General features: G+C 71.3%; 18 protein-coding genes. 13 read left to right on the forward strand and 5 right to left on the reverse strand.

The window, feature by feature from the left end; genetic code table 11:
* Positions 1-14: 14 nt before the first annotated feature.
* Genes QQZ13_RS03835 through QQZ13_RS03855 form a run of 5 tightly spaced genes read left to right on the forward strand, consistent with a single transcriptional unit; the run spans position 15 to position 6,013 of the window.
* Positions 15-839 (forward strand): ABC transporter ATP-binding protein, encoded by an 825-nt coding sequence (locus tag QQZ13_RS03835; RefSeq protein WP_284527783.1) that lies wholly within the window; start codon positions 15-17, stop codon positions 837-839.
* Entirely contained in the window at positions 836-1,660 is an 825-nt protein-coding gene (locus tag QQZ13_RS03840) for an ABC transporter ATP-binding protein (RefSeq protein WP_284527784.1), read from the forward strand. Before QQZ13_RS03835 ends, QQZ13_RS03840 begins: the two co-directional genes overlap by 4 nt.
* The gene (locus QQZ13_RS03845) at positions 1,657-2,748 is read left to right on the forward strand and encodes an ABC transporter permease (RefSeq protein ID WP_284527785.1); all 1,092 of its coding nucleotides are present in this window, start codon (positions 1,657-1,659) and stop codon (positions 2,746-2,748) included. The genes QQZ13_RS03840 and QQZ13_RS03845 overlap by 4 nt, the downstream gene beginning before the upstream one ends.
* 2 nt (positions 2,749-2,750) lie before the next feature.
* Entirely contained in the window at positions 2,751-3,764 is a 1,014-nt protein-coding gene (locus QQZ13_RS03850; protein ID WP_284527786.1) for an ABC transporter permease, read from the forward strand.
* On the forward strand, positions 3,761-6,013 hold the full coding sequence (locus QQZ13_RS03855) for a glycoside hydrolase family 3 N-terminal domain-containing protein (protein ID WP_284527787.1): 2,253 nt from the start codon (positions 3,761-3,763) through the stop codon (positions 6,011-6,013). The genes QQZ13_RS03850 and QQZ13_RS03855 overlap by 4 nt, the downstream gene beginning before the upstream one ends.
* Before the next feature lie 397 nt (positions 6,014-6,410).
* Here the strand turns inward: QQZ13_RS03855 and QQZ13_RS03860 are convergent, their stop codons facing one another.
* Together QQZ13_RS03860 and QQZ13_RS03865 are read right to left on the reverse strand one after the other, a co-directional pair.
* Positions 6,411-6,956 (reverse strand): DUF3027 domain-containing protein, encoded by a 546-nt coding sequence (locus QQZ13_RS03860; RefSeq protein ID WP_284527788.1) that lies wholly within the window; start codon positions 6,954-6,956, stop codon positions 6,411-6,413.
* Complete coding sequence (locus QQZ13_RS03865) at positions 6,940-7,323, reverse strand: cold-shock protein (RefSeq protein WP_284527789.1); 384 nt, start codon at positions 7,321-7,323, stop codon at positions 6,940-6,942. The genes QQZ13_RS03860 and QQZ13_RS03865 overlap by 17 nt, the downstream gene beginning before the upstream one ends.
* Positions 7,324-7,443: 120 nt before the next feature.
* Between QQZ13_RS03865 and QQZ13_RS03870 the strand changes: the two genes are divergently transcribed.
* From QQZ13_RS03870 to QQZ13_RS03885, 4 genes are all read left to right on the forward strand, one after another.
* Positions 7,444-7,710, forward strand: a complete 267-nt coding sequence (locus QQZ13_RS03870; RefSeq protein WP_284527790.1) for a multidrug ABC transporter ATPase — start codon at positions 7,444-7,446, stop codon at positions 7,708-7,710.
* A gap of 1 nt (position 7,711) precedes the next feature.
* Positions 7,712-9,421 (forward strand): helicase-associated domain-containing protein, encoded by a 1,710-nt coding sequence (locus QQZ13_RS03875; RefSeq protein ID WP_284527791.1) that lies wholly within the window; start codon positions 7,712-7,714, stop codon positions 9,419-9,421.
* Positions 9,422-9,730: 309 nt separating this feature from the next.
* The gene (locus QQZ13_RS03880; protein ID WP_284527792.1) at positions 9,731-10,738 is read left to right on the forward strand and encodes a hypothetical protein; all 1,008 of its coding nucleotides are present in this window, start codon (positions 9,731-9,733) and stop codon (positions 10,736-10,738) included.
* Between the two features lie 422 nt (positions 10,739-11,160).
* A complete protein-coding gene (locus QQZ13_RS03885) occupies positions 11,161-12,804 on the forward strand; it encodes a DNA repair helicase XPB (protein ID WP_284527793.1) in 1,644 nt (547 codons plus the stop codon).
* Here the strand turns inward: QQZ13_RS03885 and QQZ13_RS03890 are convergent.
* Together QQZ13_RS03890 and QQZ13_RS03895 are read right to left on the reverse strand one after the other, a co-directional pair.
* Positions 12,765-13,928, reverse strand: a complete 1,164-nt coding sequence (locus tag QQZ13_RS03890; RefSeq protein WP_284527794.1) for a CPBP family intramembrane glutamic endopeptidase — start codon at positions 13,926-13,928, stop codon at positions 12,765-12,767. The two genes, QQZ13_RS03885 and QQZ13_RS03890, sit on opposite strands and share 40 nt — an antisense overlap.
* Before the next feature lie 33 nt (positions 13,929-13,961).
* Positions 13,962-14,381: a hypothetical protein gene (locus QQZ13_RS03895; protein ID WP_284527795.1), complete on the reverse strand. Its 420-nt coding sequence runs from the start codon at positions 14,379-14,381 to the stop codon at positions 13,962-13,964.
* Positions 14,382-14,433: 52 nt separating this feature from the next.
* On the opposite strand from QQZ13_RS03895, the gene QQZ13_RS03900 reads away from it, so the two are divergent.
* The 4 genes from QQZ13_RS03900 to QQZ13_RS03915 all read left to right on the forward strand — a co-directional run bounded on the left by QQZ13_RS03900 (position 14,434) and on the right by QQZ13_RS03915 (position 17,953).
* Positions 14,434-14,994 carry a TetR/AcrR family transcriptional regulator gene (locus QQZ13_RS03900; RefSeq protein ID WP_284527796.1) on the forward strand — a complete coding sequence of 187 codons (561 nt, stop codon included), beginning with the start codon at positions 14,434-14,436 and terminating at the stop codon, positions 14,992-14,994.
* Between the two features lie 58 nt (positions 14,995-15,052).
* Complete coding sequence (locus QQZ13_RS03905; RefSeq protein ID WP_284527797.1) at positions 15,053-15,745, forward strand: response regulator transcription factor; 693 nt, start codon at positions 15,053-15,055, stop codon at positions 15,743-15,745.
* 163 nt (positions 15,746-15,908) lie between these two features.
* Complete coding sequence (locus tag QQZ13_RS03910) at positions 15,909-17,552, forward strand: cell wall metabolism sensor histidine kinase WalK (RefSeq protein WP_284528033.1); 1,644 nt, start codon at positions 15,909-15,911, stop codon at positions 17,550-17,552.
* 113 nt (positions 17,553-17,665) lie between these two features.
* Positions 17,666-17,953, forward strand: coding sequence for a WXG100 family type VII secretion target (locus QQZ13_RS03915; RefSeq protein WP_284527798.1), 288 nt, complete (start codon positions 17,666-17,668; stop codon positions 17,951-17,953).
* Positions 17,954-18,025: 72 nt separating this feature from the next.
* Here the strand turns inward: QQZ13_RS03915 and groL are convergent, their stop codons facing one another.
* Positions 18,026-19,645: a chaperonin GroEL gene (gene groL, locus QQZ13_RS03920; protein WP_284527799.1), complete on the reverse strand. Its 1,620-nt coding sequence runs from the start codon at positions 19,643-19,645 to the stop codon at positions 18,026-18,028.
* Between the last annotated feature and the right edge of the window lie 94 nt (positions 19,646-19,739).

Here is a 19,739-nt window from a genome sequence, read left to right on the forward strand (position 1 = left end):
GCGAGCACGCTCCGATGAGCGAACCCCTCCTCACCGTCCGCGACTTCTCCGTCGTCTACGACGTCGACCCGCCCGTCGCCGCGGTCAAGAACGTCACCCTCCAACTCCAGCGCGGCGAGATCCTCGGCCTCGCCGGCGAGAGCGGCTGCGGCAAGACGACGCTGGCCTACGGCGTGCAGCGCCTGCTGAAGGCCCCCGCCGTCATCACGAGCGGCTCCGTCGTCTTCCACGACGCCTCCGGCGACGACATCGACGTCAACGCCCTCGACGCCGAGCAGATGCTCGCGTTCCGCTGGGACAAGATCTCCATGGTCTTCCAGGGCGCGATGAACGCGCTCAATCCGGTCGCCACCATCGGCTCCCAGCTCGAGGACGTGTTCATCGTGCACCGTCCCGAGCTGACGCGGTCCCAGCGCCGCGAGGCCGTCGTCGAGCTCCTCGAGATCGTGAAGGTCGGCGGGCAGCGCTACCGCTCCTTCCCGCACGAGCTGTCCGGCGGCATGCGACAGCGCGTCATGATCGCCATGGCCCTCGCCCTGCGGCCCCAGCTGATGGTGATGGACGAGCCGACCACCGCGCTCGACGTGCTCGTGCAGCGCGAGATCCTCCGTCAGATCTCCCAGCTGCGGCGCGAATTCGGCTTCTCGGTGATCTTCATCACCCACGATCTGCCCCTGCTGCTCGAGATCAGCGACCGCATCGCGATCATGCGCGAGGGCGAGATCGTCGAGCTCGACACCGCGGAGCGCATCTGGTCGAACCCGCAGAACGAGTACACGAGGACGCTTCTCTCCTCGTTCCCCCGCCTCACCGGCGAGCGGGGGGTGGTGGTCCGATGACGCTCCTCGAATTCGACCACGTGTCCAAGATCTACTCCGTCCGCGGCGCCGGCCAGATCAAGGCGCTCGACGACGTGAGCTTCACCCTCGAGTCGGGCCAGACGATCGGCCTGGTCGGCCAGTCCGGAAGCGGCAAGTCGACGATCGCGAAGATCCTCACCCAGCTTGAGGTGCCCTCCAGCGGAGAGGTGCGGCTGGACGGTGCGCCGATCCCCCGCCGCGGCGCGGGGCTGCGCTCGTACCGGCAGCAGCTGCGCATGGTGTTCCAGGACCCCTTCGCCTCCCTCAACCCGTACCACTCCATTCGCTACCACGTGGAGCGTCCGCTGCGGCTGGACGACGTCGTGCCGGCGTCCGAGACCGAGGCGGAGGTGCGCCGCCTGCTCGAGCGCGTGCGCCTCGACGCCGATGCGGTCATCGACCGCCGGCCGCACGAGCTGTCCGGCGGTCAGCGTCAGCGCGTCGCGATCGCGCGCGCCCTCGCCTCGCGGCCGCGGCTGCTCATCGCGGACGAGCCCGTCTCGATGCTCGACGTCTCGCTGCGCCTGGGAGTGCTGAACCTCCTGGCCGACCTCCAGCGCGAAGAGGGACTGGGCGTCCTCTACATCACCCACGACCTCGCGACGGCGCGGCACTTCAGCGACGAGATCATGGTGCTCAACCAGGGTCGCGTCGTCGAGCGCGGCCCCGCCGACGACGTCATCCTCCGCCCGCAGGACCCGTACACGCAGGAACTGCGCGCCGCATCGCCCGACCCCGAGAAGCACTTCGCCGCGGCATCCGGGTCGGGACGCACCGAGACCCTGGGAGGCTCCCTGTGACCGCCGTCGAACCCCAGCTCCCGCCGGAGTCGCTGACGCGCACCCCCGACCCGCTCGAGGTCGGGACGACCGCCACCGTGGCCGAGAAGGGCCACTCGCGGATCCCCTGGCGCTTCCTCGGCGGACGCGCCGCGTTCTACCTGTTCACCCTGTGGGCCGCGATCACGATCAACTTCTTCCTGCCGCGCCTGATGAAGGGCGACGCCGTCGACCAGTACCTGGCGCGCAACCGGAACGTGAGCCCCGAGGCCGCGGAGGCGCTGCGGGCACTGCTCGGACTCGACTCCGACAAGAGCCTGCTCCAGCAGTACATCGACTACTGGGGCCTGCTGCTGCGCGGCGACCTCGGCGTCTCGCTGCTGCACGGCCTGCGCCCCGTCACCGAGGTGATCGCGGGGGCGCTCCCCTGGACGATCGGACTCGTGGGGTTCGCCACGATCATGTCATTCGTGATCGGCACCCTCGGCGGCGCGATCGTCGGATGGCGCCGCGGCAGCAGGCTCGACGGGCTCATCCCGCTCACCACCTTCCTCAGCACGATCCCCTACTTCTGGCTGGGGCTCCTCGCGATCGCCGTCTTCTCGGTGAACCTCAAGTGGTTCCCGATCGGCAAGGCGTACGGCGTCGGCGTGCAGCCGGAGTGGTCGGCCGAGTTCATCGGCGAGGTGATCCACCACGGCACGCTTCCGGCGGTCACGATCATCATCGCCTCGCTCGGCGGATGGATGCTGGGCATGCGCAACATGATGCTCACCGTCCTCGACGAGGACTACATCACCGTCGCGCAGGCCAAGGGCATGCCGAACCGGCGGGTGCTGTGGCGCTACGCCGCGCGCAACGCGGTGCTGCCCCAGATCCAGAGCTTCGCCCTGTCGATCGGCTTCATCGTCGGCGGCACGATCGTCATGGAGATGGTCTTCAGCTACCCGGGCGTCGGAAAGCTCCTGCTCGACGCCACCAACGCGAAGGACTTCGCGCTCATGCAGGGCGTCTTCCTCGTGATCACCCTGTCGGTCCTCGTCGCCAACATCCTCGCCGATGTCGCGTACGCGTTCCTCGACCCCCGCACCCGCCAGACGGAGGCCTGAGCATGACCACCACAGCCCGTATCGCGACCGCGCGCCCCGAGGCGACCTGGCGCACCCGGTTCGGCGCGGCGTTCGCGATGTTCCGCAACCGCAAGTCGATCGCGGGCCTGTCGATCCTCGGCTTCTTCGTGCTGGTCGCGATCTTCGCCGACGTGCTCGCGCCCTACTCTCCCACCAAGGTCGACAACACCGCGCGCTTCCAGCCGCCCTCCGCCGCCCACTGGCTCGGGACGACCCACATCGGTGAGGACGTGCTCAGCCAGGTGATCCACGGCACGCGCGGCGTGCTGGTGGTCGGCTTCCTCGCCGCCGTCATCGCGACGATCATCGCGATCGTCGTCGGCGTGATCTCCGGCTACCTGACCGGCTGGCGCAGCGAGGCCCTGTCGGCGCTGACGAACGTCTTCCTCGTGATCCCCGGGATCCCGCTCATCATCATCGTCGCCTCGACCTTCGAGGATCCGCCCCTCATCCTCATCGCCGGCGTGCTCGGCATCATCGGCTGGGCCTGGGGTGCGCGGGTGCTGCGGGCGCAGACGATGTCGCTGCGCAACCGCGACTTCATCCAGGCCGCGCGCGCCAACGGCGAGCCGCTGCGCCGGATCATCGCGGTCGAGATGCTCCCCAACCTCATGGCCCTCATCGCGGCGAGCTTCGTCGGCACGGTGACTGCCGCGATCCTGGGACTCACGACGCTCTCGTACATCGGCGTCATCCCCGTCGACACCTACAACTGGGGGACGATCCTGAACTGGGCCAGCGCCCAGGGCGCGTTCCGGCAGAACCAGTGGTGGTGGTACCTGCCCCCGGGCCTGTGCATCGCCGCCATCGGCGTCGCCCTCTCGCTCATCAACTTCGGCATCGACGAATACGTCAACCCGCGCCTGCGCTCCGCCGGCGAGCGCGCCCGCGCGATGAAGAAGAAGGGGCTCGACGTCAACGACGCCGTCACCGTCGTGCGCCCCGCCGCCGCCGTTCCGCCGCTCTCCCCGACCACCAAGGACTCTCCCGCATGACCACCGTCGACCTGTCGACCTCCCCCTACCTCGACCCGAACCTGCCCGTCGACGACCGCGTCGCCGACCTCCTCGGCCGCATGACGCTGCCCGAGAAGGTGGGGCAGATGCTCCAGCTGGACGCCCGCGAGGACCTCGACGAGGCGGTCCTCGGACGCCACGCCGGATCGATCCTCCACACCTCCCCCGAGAAGGTGCTGCAGGCCGCTCACCTGACGGCCCAGACGCGGCTGCGGATCCCGCTGCTGGTGGCCGAGGACTGCATCCACGGGCACTCGTTCTGGGAGGGCGCGACGATCTTCCCCACCCAGCTCGGCATGGCGGCGACATGGGACACCGACCTCGTCGAGCAGGTGGCCCGCGCGACCGCCGCCGAGGTGGCCGCCACCGGCATCCACTGGACCTTCTCGCCGGTGCTGTGCATCGCACGCGACCTGCGCTGGGGCCGGGTGAACGAGACCTTCGGCGAGGACCCCTTCCTCATCGGCGAGCTCGCCTCGGCGATGGTGCGCGGGTATCAGGGCGGCGGACTGGACGACCCGGACGCGATCCTCGCCACGGCCAAGCACTTCGCGGGATACTCCGAGACCCAGGGCGGGCGCGACGCGAGCGAGGCCGACATCTCGCACCGCAAGCTCCGCTCGTGGTTCCTCCCGCCGTTCGAGCGCGTCGCGCGCGAAGGCTGCCGCACGTTCATGCTGGGCTACCAGACCACCGACGGCGTGCCGATCACGATCAACGACTGGCTCCTCAGCGACGTCCTGCGCGGCGAGTGGGGCTACACCGGCACGCTCATCACCGACTGGGACAACATCGGCCGCATGGTCTGGGAGCAGAAGGTGCAGCCCGACTACGCGCACGCGGCCGCGGCCGCCGTCAAGGCCGGCAACGACATGGTCATGACCACGCCGAAGTTCTTCGAGGGCGCGCTCGACGCGGTCGCCTCCGGCATGCTCGACGAGTCCGACATCGACCGCGCCGTCGCCCGCATCCTCAGCCTCAAGTTCCGCTTCGGCCTGTTCGAGAACCCTCGCCTGCCCGACACGGCGCGGATCGGCTCGGTGATCGCCCAGCGCGCCCACACCGACCTGAACCTCGAGGTCGCCCGCCGCTCGCTCGTGCTGCTGCGCAACGACGGCACGCTGCCGCTGGAGCCCGCCGCCGCGCCCCGGCGGATCGCGGTCGTCGGACCGCTCGCCGACGACGCGCAGACCCAGCTCGGCGACTGGGCCGGCTCGTCCGGCCAGGTCGACTGGATGCCCGACGGCCACCCGCGCGCGCAGATCACGACGGTGCTCGACGGCCTGCGCGACCTCGTCCCCGCCGACTGGAGCGTCGAGTTCACCGAGGGCGCCGGCATCCTGGACCTCTCCGACGACCCCGCTGGCGTGTTCCCCGACGGCCAGCCGCGGCCGCCGATCGTCGTGCCGCGCGAGCCGGACGCCGCCGAGATCGCCGAGGCCGTCGCCGTCGCGGAGCGCTCCGACGTCGTCGTCGCGGTCGTCGGCGACCGCATCGAGCTGGTCGGCGAGGGACGCTCGACGGCCACCCTCGAACTGGTCGGCGGACAGCGGGCGCTCCTGGAGGCCCTGGCGGCGACCGGCACGCCGCTGGTCGTGGTGCTCCTCGCCTCCAAGCCCCTCGTCCTGCCCGAGGCCGTGCGCGAGGCGTCGCTCGTCTGGGTCGCCAACCCCGGCATGCAGGGCGGACGCGCGATCGCCGAACTCCTCCTCGGGCGGATCGAGCCGCAGGGGCGGCTCCCGATCTCGTTCGCACGTCACGCGGGGCAGCAGCCCACGTACTACAACCAGATCCGGGGCCAGCACGGCGACCGCTACGCGGACCTCACCCAGAGTCCTGCGCACGCGTTCGGCGAGGGACTGTCCTACTCGACGGTCGAGTACGGCGAGGTGGAGATCCTCACGCCCGCCGTGGACGTCGGCGACACCGTCCGTGCCCGTGTGACGCTGCGCAACACCGGAGCGCGCGCGGCGCACGAGGTGGTGCAGGTGTACGTGCGCGACCAGGTCACGTCGGTGAGCTGGGCCGACAAGGAGCTCAAGGCGTACCGGCACGTCGACCTCGCCGCCGGCGAGACGGCGGTCGTCGAGGTGACCGTTCCCGCCGCGGACTGCACGATCGTCGACGCCGCGGGTCGCCGCATCGTCGAGCCCGGCGCGTTCGAGCTGCTCATCGGGCCGTCGTCGCGCGACGAGGTGCTCCAGCCGGCGGCGTTCGAGATCCGCTGAGCCGTCGGCCGGGCACCGCGTCTCGTCTCGGTCGCTCCGCTCCCTCGCTCGACGACCGGATACGTCNGCGCAGCGAGACGAAACGCAGCGTCTCACCGGTCGTTGAGCGAGCGCAGCGAGACGAAACGCGGCGTCAGTCACCGGTCGTTGAGCGAGCGCAGCGAGACGAAACGCAGCGTCAGTCACCGGTCGTTGAGCGAGCGCAGCGAGACGAAACGCAGCGTCTCACCGGTCGTTGAGCGAGCGCAGCGAGACGAAACGCAGCGTCTCACCGGTCGTTGAGCGAGCGCAGCGAGACGAAACGCGGCGTCAGTCACCGGTCGTTGAGCGAGCGCAGCGAGACGAAACGCAGCGTCTCACCGGTCGTTGAGCGAGCGCAGCGAGACGAAACGCGGCGTCAGTCCTCGTCGTCGTCCGGCTCGGACTCGTCGCCGGAGTCATCCAGCTCGTCGATGTCGACACCGTCGACGTCGCCGGAGTGGAGGATCGGCGAGCCGTCGTCGTCGAAGTCGGCCGCGTCGAGGTCGTCCAGATCATCCTCGCCGTCGAGCTCATCGTCGTCGTCGTCGAGGTCGTCGTCCTCCCCCTCGACGTCCCCGCCCTCGGCCTCGGCCAGCGCGGCCTGAGCGGCCTGGTAGTCGGCGAGACGCTCCGCCCACGGCACCCAGTCCGGCGCGAGCAGGGCGCCCTCGCCGGGCAGCAGCTCGACCTCCAGCACGGTGGGCTCGGCATCCTCGACGACGGCCACGCTCACCGTCCAGAACCAGTTCGGATAGCCCGCGAGGCGGTTGTAGAAGCGCAGCGAGACGACGCCGCCCTCCTCCAGGGTGTAGCCGGCGGGCTCACCGACCGTCGCCGCCGGAGTGATCTCGAGCAGCGCGGCGCGCGCGAGGTCATGGGCGGTCAGCAGCCGGTCGTCGACCGACTCAGGCGTCGAGGTCATCAGCCACCTTGCGGAGGATCGCCGCGACCTTCTTGCCGTGGGCGCCGCTGGGGTAGCGACCGTGGCGGAGGTCGCCGCCGATGGTGTCGAGCACCTTCACCAGGTCCTCGATGACGACGGCCATGTCGTCGGCCTTCATGCGGTTGCGCTTGGAGAGGCTGACGGGCGCGTCCAGCACGCGCACGGCCAGCGCCTGAAGGCCCTTGCGGCCGTCGGCGACGCCGAAGTCCACACGGGTGCCGGCCTTGAGGGACTCCGTGCCGGCGGGGAGCGCCGTCGCGTGCAGGAAGACGTCCTGGCCGTCATCGGTGGTGATGAAGCCGAACCCCTTCTCCTCGTCGTAGAACCTGACCTTGCCGGTGGGCATCTCAACCTCGCTGGGTACTGCCGGGCCCGGGACGCGCACGTCTCCGGGCAGGATGGAAGAGGGGCCACAGGGCCCCGTACCCAGCCTACGCCACGGCGGTCAGCCGCTAGGCTGAGTCCGATGACTACACCTGCCTCCGGTGACGACCTCCCGGTCCGTCGCATCGACCGCATCCTCGCGATCATGTCGCTGGGGCTCCTGGTGCTGTCGCTGCTGTGCTTCGTCGCGATCATCATCGGCTCGGCCGTCAAAGCCGACTTCAGCGGCGGGGTCTGGCCCACGGTGGGCGTCGTCGTCTACATCGCGCCGATCCTCGCCTTCGCCCTGCTGCTGGCGGTGCTCATCATGACGTTCGTCCGAAGGGCTCGTGCCGGCAAGGGGCGCTGACGTGGCTGCTCCCGACGCGCGGACCCTGGCGACCCACCTCGCCACGCTCGACGACGCCGCGCTGCGAGAGCTCCTGTCCGCCCGGCGGGTCGCGCCGACCGCCGGCTGGTCGGACTACTTCGACGCCGCCGACGCGCTGCTGGACACCGCATCGATCGTGCGCGGAGCAGCCGTTCTCCCCCGTCGAGCGGCCGATGCGCTCGAGAGCGCGGTCTCGCAGGGGACCGCCGTGCCCGCCGGATCCGAACGCGACCTGCTGGTCGCCCACGCGTTCGTCACGCCGGACGGCATCCCGTATGCCGCGGTCACCGCCGCGTGGGGCTCGGTGCCCACCACCCGCGCGGAGCCGCCGTCGCCCGGTCCCGCAGAGGACGCGGCCCACGCCGCCGAGCGGGCCTTCGCCGCATCCACCTCGCTCGCCGACGTGCTGCAGTCCGCGATCTCCGCTCCGCTGTCGCGCATCGGGTCGGGTGCCCTGGGCGCCGCCGAGCGCCGCCGACTGATCGAGGAGGGCGCGATCGACGCCCCCGAGGTCGCCGACGATCTCATCGCGATCGCCGCCGCCGCCGGACTCGTCACCGACGTCGACCGCCAGTGGCTCGTGACGCCGCTGGGCGACCAGTGGCTGGGAGACCGCACCGTCACGCGGTGGCACGACGTCGCCCGACGCCTGCGCGACGCGCTCCCCGCAGCGCTGCGCCCGGCCGACGGCGGCTGGATCGCGCTCGACCAGTGGCGGGCCGCGTACCCGTTCGACCCGTCGTGGCCGGCCCGGGCCGATCATCTCCGCCGCCTCCTGTGGCGATGGGCGATGATCGGCGGCGACGGCGCCAGCCCCGAGTGGGCGACAGGTCTCGCCCGCGGCGAGGACGCCGACGAGGCGGCCCTGCAGGCGCTGCTGCCGGCCGAGGTCGATCGCGTCTTCCTCCAGAACGACCTCACCGCCATCTCGCCCGGCCCGCTCGATCCGCAGCTCGACCGGCGGCTGCGCACGATGGCCCACCGCGAGTCCCGCGCGCAGGCGTCCACCTACCGGTTCACCGCCGACACCCTCACCGCCGCGCTGACCGCCGGAGAGAGCGCCGAATCGCTGCGCAGCTTCCTCCGCGACCTCTCGCTCACGGGTCTGCCGCAGCCGCTGGAGTACGAGATCGAGCGCAGCGCCCGGCGGCACGGGAGCGTGCGCGTCGGTCCCGACTGGTCCGGGCGCACACGGGTGACGGCGGACGATCCCGCGCTGCTGCAGTCGATCGCCGTCGATCAGGCGCTGCGCCCGCTGGGCCTGCATCCCGAGGACGGCGCCCTCCTCACCCGCAGCGGACCCGACACCGCCTTCTGGATGCTCGCCGACGCCCGCTACCCGGTGACCGCCGTCGACGCGGACGGCGAGGTGCGCGCGCTCGACCGCCTGCGGCTCGCGCCCCGCGAGGAGCCCGCCGCGCCGGCCGACGCCTCGGCGCCGCTGCGCGCCCGCCTGCGCGCGGCCCACGCGTCCGACGCCGACTCGGCGTGGCTCGGGCGCGAGCTCGAGCAGGCGGTACGCGCCCACACGGTGCTCGTGATCGTCGTCCGGATGCCCGACGGCAGTGAGCGCGAGATCACGATGGAGGCCACCGGGCTCGGCGGCGGGCGCCTGCGCGGCCGCGACCGCGTCGCCGACGTCGAGCGCACCCTCCCCGTCTCGAGCATCGCCAGCGTGCGCCCGGCGTAACCGGCGCGCCCGCCCGCACCCGCACGGTCGGATGGCAGTCGTCGCCGCCTCGGGGCAGTCGGATGGCAGTCGCTGCCGCCTCGGGGCAGTCGGATGGCAGTCGTTGCCGCCTCGGGGCTGTCGGATGGCAGTCGTCGCCGCGTCGCGCCAGTCGGATGGCAGTCGTTGCCGCCTCGACGGCCGGGACCCGACGACGACTGCCATCGATCCGGCGCGGAGCCTCCTCCCCCAGCGGCTCCTGCCGGGCGGCTGTCCACCATGTGGAGTGAGAGCGGGCCATCGCGGGCGCGAGGATGTCAGGGTAAGCAGATGCCGTCGCCGCCCGCCCCGCTGCCACCGGAGCTCGGCCGCACGTTCCACTACGGCGAGGCCCGCGCCCGCGGAGCCTCACCGCGCCGGCTGCGCGCCGGCGACCTCGCCGCGCCCCATCGCGGGGTCCGTGTGCGCGTCGCCGAGGTCGGCCGAGAACCGGACGACCCTGATCGCGCCTCACGGATCGGGCACGCCGTCCGGCAGCGCGCCGAGGCGTACGACGTCGTCAGACATCCCGACGCCTTCTTCGTCGGGCGGACGGCACTCGCGCTCTACGCGCTTCCCCTCGAGCGCCTGCCGGGCGAGCAGCTGAGCGGCGACCTGCTCCTCTCCGGCGGCGCAGCGCTCGACGTCGGCGTCTTCGCACCGCAGCGAGCACCCCGGGCGCGCGGCGTGCGCGGCGTCCAGGTCCGCCCTGCCCTCGCCACCCTCCGCAGCGTCGGCGGGTTCCCCGTCACGAGCCCCGCATCGACCTGGGCCCTCCTGGCCGGCGAGCTCGACGCGGCCGGTCTCACACGACTCGGCGATGCGCTCGTCCGCATCCCGCGCGACGAGCGCGGCCGCCTGCTCCCGGATCATCGACTCGCGACCATGGAACAGCTCCGCGCCGCCGCCGACGTCCCGCGCCGCCGAGGCAGGCCTGCGCTGTACGCGGCCCTCGCGCAGATCCGGGTGGGGAGCGCGTCGCCCCTCGAGACGGACTGGCGTCTCGCGGCCGACGCCGAGGGCATGCCGGAGTTCGCCCTCGACGTCGAGATCAGGGACGCGCGCGGCGCCCTGCTCGGCATCGCGGACGCCGCCCATCACGGCTACCGCGTGGCGGTCGAGATCGAGGGCGATCACCACCGCACCGACCGCGCGCAGTGGTCGCGAGACATCGAGAAGCACGCGGCGTACGTCGCGGCGGGGTGGGAGCCGGTGCGCCTCACCGCCGCGCACATCCGCTCCGGTCGCGCGACGATCCTGCTCGGCGATGCCCTGCGCCGCCGCGGCTGGATCGGCTGATCGGACCCGCCACCTCCCCTCCGCGCCGCTCCGTGCCCAGCCGGATGACCGCGATACGGATGGCAGTCGTCGCCGCCACGCGCTGGAGGGATGGCAGTCGTCGCCGCCACGCGCTGGAGGGTTGGCAGTCGTCGCCGCCACGCGCTGGAGGGATGGCAGTCGTTGCCGCTTCGACGGCCGGGACGCGACGACGACTGCCACCGATCCGCACACACCCGACGACGACTGCCATCGATCCGCACGGACGCGACGACGACTGCCATCGATCCGGGCGCACGCGACGACGACTGCCATCGATCCGCACACACCCGACGACGACTGCCACCGACCCGAGCGGACGCACCCGACGACGACGGCCGACGGACGGGCGGCGGGCGGCCGCATGCGCCCCCGGCGGCCATCCGCCGGTAGACTGGCACGTTATGGCTGACGGCCCCCTCATCGTGCAGAGCGACCGGACCGTGCTCCTGGAAGTCGCCCACCCGGCGGCCGAGGACGCACGGCACGAACTCGCCATCTTCGCCGAGCTCGAGCGCGCACCCGAGCACATCCACACCTACCGGATCACGCGGCTGGGCCTGTGGAACGCGCGCGCGGCCGGACACGGCGCCGACGACATGCTCGCCACCCTCGAGCGCTGGTCGCGCTTCCCCGTGCCGCCCTCGGTGTCGATCGACATCCGCGAGACGGTCGGCCGCTACGGCCGCCTGGTGATCGAGCGGGGCGAGGACGGCGAGCTCCTCCTCCGCTCCACCGACGTCGCCGTGCTGGCGGAGGTGTCGAAGAACAAGCGCATCCAGCCGCTGCTCATCGGTCACCCCGAACCCCACGTCTTCGTCATCGACGCCTGGGCCCGCGGACACATCAAGCAGGAGCTGCTGAAGATCGGCTGGCCGGCCGAGGACCACGCCGGCTACACGCCGGGGACGCCCCACGAGATCGACCTCCACGAGGACGGCTGGACGCTGCGCCCGTACCAGCGCAAGGCCGTCGACATCTTCAGCGAGGGCGGGTCGGGCGTCGTGGTCCTCCCGTGCGGTGCCGGGAAGACCCTCGTCGGAGCGGCCGCCATGGCCGAGACGAAGACGACGACCCTCATCCTGGTGACCAACACGGTGAGTGCGCGGCAGTGGCGCGACGAGCTCCTCAAGCGCACGAGCCTCACGCCCGACGAGATCGGCGAGTACTCCGGCCAGGCCAAGGAGGTCAAGCCGGTCACCATCGCGACGTACCAGATCCTCACCGCCAAGCGGAAGGGCGAGTACGCCCACCTCGCCCTGCTCGACGCCCTGGACTGGGGCCTCATCGTGTACGACGAGGTGCATCTGCTGCCGGCGCCCGTGTTCAAGCTGACCGCCGACCTGCAGGCGCGGCGCCGCCTGGGCCTGACCGCCACGCTCGTCCGCGAGGACGGCCGGGAGGGCGACGTGTTCAGCCTGATCGGACCCAAGCGCTTCGACGCGCCCTGGAAGGAGATCGAGGCCCAGGGCTTCATCTCCCCCGCCATCTGCTACGAGGTGCGGGTGGACCTCCCGGCATCGGATCGCCTCGAGTACGCGGCCGCCGCCGACGACGAGCGCTACCGCCTGGCCGCCACCGCCCACGCCAAGATCGGCGTGGTGCGCGACCTGGTCGAGAAGCACCGCGGCGAGCAGATCCTGGTGATCGGCCAGTACCTCGACCAGATCGACGTGCTGGCGCAGGCCCTGGACGCACCGCAGATCACCGGCGCCACCCCGGTCGACGAGCGCGAGGAGCTGTACGGCGGCTTCCGCGAGGGCCGCATCCCAGTGCTCGTCGTCTCGAAGGTCGCCAACTTCTCGATCGACCTCCCCGAGGCGTCGGTGGCGATCCAGGTGTCCGGCTCGTTCGGCTCTCGTCAGGAAGAGGCTCAGCGTCTGGGCCGGCTCCTGCGTCCGAAGACCAGCGGCCACACAGCGAGCTTCTACACCCTGATCGCCCGCGACACGGTGGACCAGGACTTCGCCCAGAACCGTCAGCGGTTCCTGGCCGAGCAGGGGTACAGCTACACGATCCTGGACGCCGAAGGGCTCTCCGCCGCCTGATCCCCGCCCGCCGCCTGATCCCCGGCGGCCGCCTGATCCCGCTCCGCCGCCTGATCCCCGGCCGGGCCCTGGGCGGACGGCTCGTAGGCAGGGACGGCCGGAGCGGGGGCCCCGGCCCACGCGGGCGCGACCGGCGGGACGGGAACGGGGGCCGGCGTGACGATGACCGTGCGGCCGAGGCCCGAGCGCCGGAACATCCACTCCACGACCGCGACGTAGGCGCCGATGAGCAGCGTCGAGAAGACGAGGCTCATCCACCCCGGCGACTGGGCATTCACGTCCGAGAGGCCGGCCAGCGCCAGCAGGAACGCGAGGAGGTTGTTGACGACGTGGAGCGCGATCGCCGCCTCGAGCCCGCCCGTGCGCCACGTGAGCCACCCGGCGGCGATGGCGAAGACGCCGACGCCCACCTGCCCGAGCGGGTCGTAGAGGTGACCGAGCACGAACAGCGGCACGGGGAGCAGGATCGCGAACGCCGGATGCCGCAGCCACCGCCCGACCGCCTGCATGAGGTAGCCGCGGAACACGTACTCCTCGGCCGCCGCCTGGAGGGGCACGAGCAGAAGGAGCACGACGAGCGTGGTCCACAGTGCCGGGTTTTCCGCGGGGGCGACCACGCCCGACCCGTCGGTGACCCCTTCCGCGCCGCCGGGGAGGAGGAAGGAGAGGCCGCTGAGCACGACCGCGACGACGACCGCGGCGCCGGTGGTCCGCAGCAGCCAGCCCCAGCGCAGGCGCCCCGCCGCCGACGAGATGAAGCCCAGCTTCCCGCCCTGCACGATGAGCGACGCCAGCACGTAGGAGGGCAGGAGGAACACGATGCTCAGGAGCAGCACCGCCACCAGCACCGGGTCGGTGAGGTCGAAGAAGACCTGGGGGCCGCCCGCCAGCGAGAGGAAGCGCTCCGCCATCGACGCGTCGGCGAAGGCCAGCAGACCGACGGCGACTCCGAGCACGATCGTCAGGACGAGGTAGAACGCGGCGGCGAGGAGCCCCGTCACCAGCGGCGTCCACCAGCCGCGGCGGCGGCGTGCGAACCCGAGCCGGTGGAAGGCGAGCCCTCCCACGATGGCGTCGACGGGGAGGGGCTTCGGCATCGAGGTCGGCGCGGGAGGCGGCGTCATGATTCCATCATGCCCGCCCGCGCGCGTTCGGGCTCAGCGGACCGCGGCGACGGTGGCGCCGATCGCGACCCCCAGGCACGAGAAGTAGACCGCCCCGGCGAACAGCGCGTGGAAGACGACCGCCTTCGGCATCCGCCCTCGGAAGACCGCGCCGATCGCGCCGCCGTAGTCGCGGCCGAACCCCTCGGAGCGTCCGGACATCCCGCGCCAGCGCCGCCGGAGCAGGGCGTCGCCGAGAGTGTTGCCGATCGTCAGCAGCACGACGGCGAGCCATGCCCAGCCGATCGCGCCGGTCACGGCGAACACGACCCAGACGACCCCGGCGGATCCGTTGGCGACCACGTGGCCGGCGATCGATGCCGCCGATCGTCGCCCGTGTCGCCACCAGGCGACGAGCAGGATGACCCCGGCGATCGCCTGGATCGCGAACAGCGCAGTGACGACGTGGACCATGGCCGGGATGTTACTACTTCTGTAGTGCATTCACTAGACCTATAGTGAATTCATGGCCGACACCCGACGACGCGCGCTCGACGCCGCCGTGACGCTCGTCGGCACCGGAGGCATGCGCGCCCTCACCCACGCGCGGGTCGACGCCGAAGCCGGCCTTCCCGCCGGCTCCACGTCGAACTGGTTCCGCACCCGCGCCGCCCTCGTCGCGGGACTCGTGGACTGGATCGCAGAGGCCGAGCTCGCGGATCTGTCCGGCACGGTGAGCGCCCCCGGCGGCGGCGACGCCCCGCTCGACGCCGACGGCTTCGTCTCGGCGCTGACGGCGATGATCGAGCGGCAGACCGAGCAGCATCCGCTGCGCACGCGGGCGCGCCTGACGCTCTTCCTCGATGCGGCGCCGGAGGTGCAGACCCCGCTCCACGCGCAGCGCCGCGTGTTCGCGCGCTGGATGCGCGAGCGCGCCGAGGAGCTCGGGATGCCCGATCCCGACGCCGCCGCGCGGACGCTGCTGGCCTGCGGCAACGGACTCGTCATGCACCGCCTCACCGTCGATCCCGGCGCCCCCGTGCGCCCGGTCGTCGAGCGGGCGGTGCGCGGGTGCCTGAGGGGCTGATCGGCCCCCGCCGCCGCATTTCCCGCATCCGCACAAGATCGGATGCCAAGATGGGCGTATGAACGCTGCGCGCATTCTCGTCGTCGACGACGAACCGAACATCCGGGACCTGCTCGTCACGAGCCTGCGGTTCGCCGGCTTCCAGGTCCGTGCCGTCGCCAACGGCGCTCAGACCATCTCGGCGGTCCTCGAGGAAGAACCCGACCTGATCATCCTCGACGTCATGCTGCCCGACATGAACGGCTTCAGCGTCACCAAGCGGCTGCGCGGGGCCGGGTACACGGCGCCGATCCTCTTCCTCACCGCGAAGGACGAGACCGAGGACAAGATCGAGGGGCTCAACGCCGGCGGCGACGACTACGTCACCAAGCCGTTCAGCCTCGACGAGATCGTCGCACGGATCCAGGCGATCCTCCGCCGCACCATGCAGGCCGACGAGGAGTCGACCATCAAGGCCGGCGAGCTCACCATGGACCAGGACACGCACGACGTCCTCGTCGGCGACGTGTCGATCGACCTGTCCCCCACCGAGTTCAAGCTCCTGCGCTACCTCATGCTCAACCCCAACCGGGTGCTCAGCAAGGCGCAGATCCTCGACCACGTGTGGGAGTACGACTTCAACGGCGACGCCGGCATCGTCGAGAGCTACATCTCGTACCTGCGGCGCAAGATCGACCCGTACTCGTCCGAGCCGCTGATCCAGACCAAGCGCGGCTTCGGCTACATGCTCAAGACCGGCAAGACCACGTAGTCCGCGCGCGATCGCGCGTCCGAGGGGGTCCGACCTGAGCGGCACCAGCACCAAGACCGACCGCCTCACCGCGTGGTGGCGCGGCACGAGCCTGCGCGCCAAGGTGACCGGGGTCACGGTCGCCGTCCTCGCGATCGGGCTGATCTCGGCGGGCGTGGGCACGATGGTCTTCCTCCGCAACTCCCAGCTCGCCTCGCTCGACGACTACCTGCGCCAACTGGCCCCCACCGACGTCGCCAGCACGGTCTTCGACGTCGAGGTCTACGACGGCGTGCCGATGTTCATCGCCAAGGAGACGCCCGGCACACAGTACTTCGTGGCCGTGTACGGACCCGACGGCGCCCTCAAGGCCACGGCGGGAGACAACGGCCCCGAGCCCGACTTCCCCGAGATGTTCACGCTCGAGGACACGCTGACCAAGGGCACCGAGCCGTTCGAGCTGACCACGGTCGACGGGAGCGGGAAGTTCCACGCGAGCGTCGACTTCCTTCCGCCGCTGGAGGGCGTACGGCTCAACTACACGCAGATGGTCGCGATCCCGCTGTCGAGCGTCAACCAGACCGTCGCCAACTACATCGGCATCTACACGATCCTGGCGATCCTCACGATCCTCGCCGGCGCCCTCGCCACCCGCAGCGCGGTCACGCTGGCCTTCCGCGGCCTCGGGCAGGTCGAGGACACCGCCATGTCGATCGCGGCGGGTGACTTCAGCCAGCGGATGGGCGACATCACCCCGGGGACCGAGGTCGGGCGCCTGAAGACCGCGATCAACGCGATGCTCGACCGGATCGACCACGCGCTCGCCCAGCGCGACGCGTCGGTGCGCCAGATGCGGCGCTTCATCGGCGACGCCAGCCACGAGCTGCGCACGCCCCTGGTCACCGTGCGCGGGTACGCCGAGCTCTACCGCATGGGCGCCATCTCGGGCGACGAGCAGACGGCGCAGTCGATGGAGCGGATCGAGAAGGAGGCGGTGCGCATGGGCGCCCTCGTCGAGGACCTCCTCGCGCTCGCGCGCCTCGACGAGCGACGCGACATCGTGATCCTGGACGTCGACCTGCGCCCGATCGCACGCGACGCCGTGCTCGACGCGCGCGTGACCTCGCCCGACCGGACCGTCACGATGATCGACGAGACCGTGGTGATCGCGACGGTGCGCGAGGAGCCGCCGCGCGAAGAGCCCGTGCGCGGCAAGGACACCGTTATCCGCGGACGCCGCTCGGGCGCCAGCCTCGCCGACGCCACGCGCTCGATCCTCCGCCGCCGCCCCCGCGGCGCCGCCGCAGAGGGCGGGGCCGAGGCGCAGCGCACCGTGCCGGCGTCGTCCGACGCGCCGGCCGCACCGCCGGAGACGACGACCTCGCCCGCTCGCCATGTCGTGGACCCGATCGTGCTCGGCGACGAGAACCGGGTGCGTCAGGTGGTCGCCAACCTGCTCGCGAACGCGCGCCGCTACACGCCCGCCGGCAGCCCCATCGAGGTCGCCGTCGGTGTGGACGAGCGCTCGGGCATGGGCTGGATCGCCGTCATCGACCACGGCGAGGGCATCCCCGAGATGATCCGCGACAAGATCTTCCAGCGCTTCTGGCGCGCCGACACCTCGCGCACCCGCGAGACCGGCGGTTCGGGGCTCGGCCTGTCGATCGTCGCGTCGATCGTCGAGGCCCTGCACGGGTCGATCGAGGTGACCGAGACCGCCGGCGGCGGTGCGACGTTCCGCGTCTCGTTCCCGCTGGCCAAGGCACGGCCGGTGGAGGATCACCTGCTCATCGAGACGCAGCCCCTCCCGCGGCTGCGCGAGAGCTGACGCCTCCTCCCCAGCGCGGGGATCCGCTCGGTGGCGCACGGCGGCGCGGATGCCGGGCACGCACGCCCGCGCGGATGCGTAGCGTGGCGGCATCCACAGAGAAGGAGCCTCACATGGCCGTATTCAGCGTCGACTCCGACGCGGTGATGTCCGCCACCTCCGCCGTCCGCGCCACCGGCGACCGACTGCAGACCGACACCGCAGCGATGATGGTGCAGCTCACGCAGCTGCAGGGATCGTGGACCGGTTCGGCCTCGGTCGCCTTCCAGGCGGTGATCGAGCGCTGGCGCACCGCGCAGCGGGAGGTGGAGGCGGCGCTGTCCGACATCAGCGGAGCGCTCGGCCACGTCGCGCTGCAGTACGCGGAGACCGAGATGGCCGCCGTGGGCGTGTTCCGCTAGCGGCAGCAGCGCGCACGCAAGAAGGGCCCCTCCGAAGAGGGGCCCTTCTCGTCAGTGCCTGTCAGGCGTGGATCAGAAGTCCATGCCGCCGGTCGGGTCGCCGGCCGGGGCCGACACCTTCTCGGGCTTGTCGGCGACGACGGCCTCGGTGGTGAGGAAGAGGCCCGCGATGGACGCCGCGTTCTGCAGCGCCGAGCGCGTCACCTTCACCGGGTCGTTGATGCCGGCAGCCAGCATGTCGACGTACTCGCCGGTCGCGGCGTTGAGGCCCTGGCCCGCAGGGAGCTCGGCGACCTTGTTCGCGACGACACCCGGCTCGAGGCCGGCGTTCAGGGCGATCTGCTTCAGCGGAGCCTCGATGGCGACCTTGACGATGTTCGCACCGGTCGCCTCGTCGCCCGTGAGCTCGAGACCGGCGAACGCCTTCTTGCCGGCCTGGATGAGGGCCACGCCACCACCGGGGACGATGCCCTCCTCGACGGCCGCCTTCGCGTTGCGGACGGCGTCCTCGATGCGGTGCTTGCGCTCCTTGAGCTCGACCTCGGTGGCCGCGCCCGCCTTGATGACGGCCACGCCGCCGGCGAGCTTGGCGAGGCGCTCCTGGAGCTTCTCGCGGTCGTAGTCGCTGTCGGTGTTGTCGATCTCGCGCTTGATCTGGGTCACGCGACCCTCGATCTGCGCCGAGTCGCCGGCACCCTCGACGATCGTGGTCTCGTCCTTGGTGACGATGACCTTGCGGGCACGACCGAGCAGGTCGAGCGTCGCGTTCTCGAGCTTGAGGCCGACCTCCTCGGTGACGACCTGGCCGCCGGTGAGGATCGCGATGTCCTGCAGCTGCGCCTTGCGGCGGTCGCCGAAGCCGGGGGCCTTGACCGCGACCGACTTGAAGATGCCGCGGATCTTGTTCAGCACGAGGGTCGCGAGGGCCTCACCCTCGACGTCCTCGGCGATGATGACGAGCTCCTTGCCGTCCTGGATCACCTTGTCGACGATCGGCAGGAGGTCCTTGATGTTGGAGATCTTCTGGTTCGCGATGAGGATGTACGGGTCCTCGAAGACCGCCTCCTGGCGCTCCGGGTCCGTGACGAAGTAGGGGTTGATGTAGCCCTTGTCGAAGCGCATGCCCTCGGTGAGCTCGAGCTCGGTGCCGAAGGTCTGCGACTCCTCGACGGTGACGACGCCCTCCTTGCCGACCTTGTCGATCGCCTCGGCGATGAGCTCGCCGATCTCGGGGTCGCCGGCGGAGATGGATGCCGTGGCGGCGATCTCCTCCTTGGTCTCGACCTCCTTGGCGTCTTCGAGCAGCTGGGCGGTGATGGCGGCGACGGCCTTCTCGATGCCCTTCTTGAGCGAGATGGGGTCGGCGCCGGCGGCGACGTTGCGCAGGCCCTCGCGCACGAGCGCCTGGGCGAGGACGGTGGCGGTGGTGGTGCCGTCACCCGCGACGTCGTCGGTCTTCTTGGCGACCTCCTTGACGAGCTCCGCGCCGATCTTCTCGTACGGGTCGTCCAGCTCGATCTCCTTGGCGATCGAGACGCCGTCGTTGGTGATCGTGGGGGCGCCCCACTTCTTCTCGAGCACGACGTTGCGACCGCGGGGGCCGAGCGTCACCTTGACGGCGTCGGCCAGGATGTTGAGGCCGCGCTCGAGACCACGGCGGGCCTCCTCGTCGAAAGCGATGATCTTTGCCATGTGTGTGTCGTCCCTCCCGGACGTAGGCGATGTCTTTAGCACTCAACGAGAGCGAGTGCTAAATCATTCTGGCACTCGACCATGGCGAGTGCAA

It is taken from the genome of Microbacterium sp. T2.11-28 (assembly GCF_950097975.1).
Classification (GTDB): Bacteria; Actinomycetota; Actinomycetes; order Actinomycetales; family Microbacteriaceae; genus Microbacterium.

Coding starts and splice junctions, on each gene's coding strand:
- QQZ13_RS03835 (WP_284527783.1), top strand. CDS start 15: ATGAGCGAACCCCTCCTCACCGTCCGCGACTTCTCCGTCGTCTACGAC.
- QQZ13_RS03840 (WP_284527784.1), top strand. CDS start 836: ATGACGCTCCTCGAATTCGACCACGTGTCCAAGATCTACTCCGTCCGC.
- QQZ13_RS03850 (WP_284527786.1), top strand. CDS start 2,751: ATGACCACCACAGCCCGTATCGCGACCGCGCGCCCCGAGGCGACCTGG.
- QQZ13_RS03855 (WP_284527787.1), top strand. CDS start 3,761: ATGACCACCGTCGACCTGTCGACCTCCCCCTACCTCGACCCGAACCTG.
- QQZ13_RS03860 (WP_284527788.1), bottom strand. CDS start 6,956: ATGACCTCGACGCCTGAGTCGGTCGACGACCGGCTGCTGACCGCCCAT.
- QQZ13_RS03865 (WP_284527789.1), bottom strand. CDS start 7,323: ATGCCCACCGGCAAGGTCAGGTTCTACGACGAGGAGAAGGGGTTCGGC.
- QQZ13_RS03870 (WP_284527790.1), top strand. CDS start 7,444: ATGACTACACCTGCCTCCGGTGACGACCTCCCGGTCCGTCGCATCGAC.
- QQZ13_RS03880 (WP_284527792.1), top strand. CDS start 9,731: ATGCCGTCGCCGCCCGCCCCGCTGCCACCGGAGCTCGGCCGCACGTTC.
- QQZ13_RS03885 (WP_284527793.1), top strand. CDS start 11,161: ATGGCTGACGGCCCCCTCATCGTGCAGAGCGACCGGACCGTGCTCCTG.
- QQZ13_RS03890 (WP_284527794.1), bottom strand. CDS start 13,928: ATGACGCCGCCTCCCGCGCCGACCTCGATGCCGAAGCCCCTCCCCGTC.
- QQZ13_RS03895 (WP_284527795.1), bottom strand. CDS start 14,381: ATGGTCCACGTCGTCACTGCGCTGTTCGCGATCCAGGCGATCGCCGGG.
- QQZ13_RS03900 (WP_284527796.1), top strand. CDS start 14,434: ATGGCCGACACCCGACGACGCGCGCTCGACGCCGCCGTGACGCTCGTC.
- QQZ13_RS03905 (WP_284527797.1), top strand. CDS start 15,053: ATGAACGCTGCGCGCATTCTCGTCGTCGACGACGAACCGAACATCCGG.
- QQZ13_RS03910 (WP_284528033.1), top strand. CDS start 15,909: ATGGTCTTCCTCCGCAACTCCCAGCTCGCCTCGCTCGACGACTACCTG.
- QQZ13_RS03915 (WP_284527798.1), top strand. CDS start 17,666: ATGGCCGTATTCAGCGTCGACTCCGACGCGGTGATGTCCGCCACCTCC.
- groL (WP_284527799.1), bottom strand. CDS start 19,645: ATGGCAAAGATCATCGCTTTCGACGAGGAGGCCCGCCGTGGTCTCGAG.